The sequence below is a fragment of the Corynebacterium meridianum genome (assembly GCF_016342265.1).
GTDB classification, from domain to species: Bacteria; Actinomycetota; Actinomycetes; order Mycobacteriales; family Mycobacteriaceae; genus Corynebacterium; species Corynebacterium meridianum.
The window spans coordinates 1-2,008 of the sequence record NZ_JAEIOS010000004.1 but is presented as its reverse complement, the minus strand read 5'-3'; the positions used below and the strand labels follow the sequence as shown (position 1 = coordinate 2,008).

General features: G+C 62.6%; 2 protein-coding genes. Both read left to right on the top strand.

The genetic code is table 11. The features are described 5' to 3' along the window. Positions 1 to 467 precede the first annotated feature (467 nt). Positions 468 to 734, top strand: a complete 267-nt coding sequence (locus tag JDV75_RS00035) for a hypothetical protein (RefSeq protein WP_198737231.1) — start codon at positions 468 to 470, stop codon at positions 732 to 734. A 144-nt stretch (positions 735 to 878) separates the two neighbouring features. Next, positions 879 to 2,008, top strand: a 1,130-nt coding sequence (locus JDV75_RS00030) for an OmpA family protein (protein ID WP_198737230.1), incomplete at its 3' end; no start/stop codon positions are given.

Below are 2,008 nucleotides of genomic sequence, written 5' to 3'. Positions count from 1 at the left end.
CGAAGTCTCGTCGTTTGAGGGCTTCCTCCGCAGCCCGCACAGCAACCCGAACATCCTCCACCGAACCCTCAAAACACCCCACCACACACACCCCATCCCCATAAAAACCAACAACCACAACAACCAACCATCTTCCCCCAACCAACGCAGATCCGCTAGACCCCCACCCACTTCAGCGGCCGTTACACAGGTACAACCACACCCCACCACACCCCACCAGGACCCCACATGTCCCGACACACCCCGAGAAAATACACAGGAAAACACCGCGCCCCACAACCACCACGAACCTGCCACATCCTCGACCTGGAAAACCTCCTCCTCGGAGACCTCAACAAACAACGAGTCACCACACTCTGGAACAACTACACCACCACCCTCCACGTCGCCCCCACGACCACGTCATCGTCGGCCTCGCCGCCAAAACAGCCTGGGCCGCCTGGCTACTACCCCCCACCACACGCCTTTTGATCGGACACAACGGACCCAACGGCGCCGACCAGGCACTACTTTCCAACATCGACCCCCACCTCATAGCCCGCCGATACGACCGCGTCGTCATCGCCAGCGCAGACAACGCCTTCATCAACCTCGCCGACACCATAGCCGGACACCACACCATCGTCGAACACGTGTGCGCAAGCCCATCCTCCACCCGCTACCGCGCCATCACCGGACCCCCCACCCACATCTGGGCCGGACCACACAGCACCCAACACCCACACGCCGCCTAGCTGTACACCCTCCCCACCGGCGTTTCAGCGTTCGTTCATCTCGTGAACCACCCCGAACCCCACAACCACCCACCCCACCAAAATTTCAGCTTTCGTTGAGCCAGTGAACCACCCGGACCCCACAACCGAAAGGTCGCCACCGCCATGAACCGCAGAATGACCGCCGCCGCAGTGCTCAGCTTCCTCCTTCTCCTGCCTGCGATCACCAGCTGCAGCAGCAACGACTCCCCGGCCGCCGCGCCGGTTGCCGCCAACACCGCCTTCGCCGACTCAATCGACGCCGACGGCCTGGCCATCGTCGCCGGCTCCCGCCAAAACTCACCCACACCGAAGATCTCCGCGAACGGCATGGCGCTCCTTAAGAAGGCCACCCAGAGCGGTTGGCCGATCAACGTGGTGAAAGTCACAGGCGATCCCTACGTCGCCGACGTCGACGTCCACGCCTCGGACCCCTCTGACTCCGAAAGATTTCGGGAGAACCAGCCGGTGAAGAATCTCAATCTGCTGAACCGGGAATTCACCGTCCCGCCGAACACCGACGGTGCGGACCTTCTGGAATCAATCGCCCTGGCTGTCGAGTCGTCCCGGTCGGAAGGATCCCACACCCCGGCGATCGTTGTACTCGACTCCGGGATCTCCGACCACGGACGCCTCGACCTCACCCAGGAAGGATCCCTCGGCGCGAACCCCGACGAGATCGTTGAATTCCTCACCAGATCAGGGGCTCTCCCCGACCTGACCGACGCAACCGTGATCCTGACCGGGATCGGTTACACAGCCCCACCGCAGCCCTCGCTGGACGCCGCCAACCGCACCCGACTCGTCACGATCTGGCAGACCATCTTCGAAGCCGCCGGAGCCACCGTCATCGCGGATTCGACCCCAAACGACAATCCCGCCGTCGAGACCGACCACACGGTCAAAATCCTCGACCCCGGGACACCCGAAGCCCTGACCATCGCGTGCACCCCCGAGACGATCATCTTTGACCAGCAGTCTTCGGTGAACTTCATCGCCGATACAGCTACCTTCAAAAGTCCTGACACCGCCACGACAGCTCTTCAGCCACTGGCCTCGTGGATGATCGCCCATCCGGAAGCCACAGCGGAGATCCTCGGAACCACCGCCAACGACAGCCCCATGGAATACCAGACGGCCCTCGGCCTGAAACGCGCCCAGACCGTCGCCACCGTCCTGGAAACCCTCGGCGTCGACCGCACCCAATTCACCACGATCACCGGTGTCGGATCACATTTCCCGGAGTACAAGCGCCC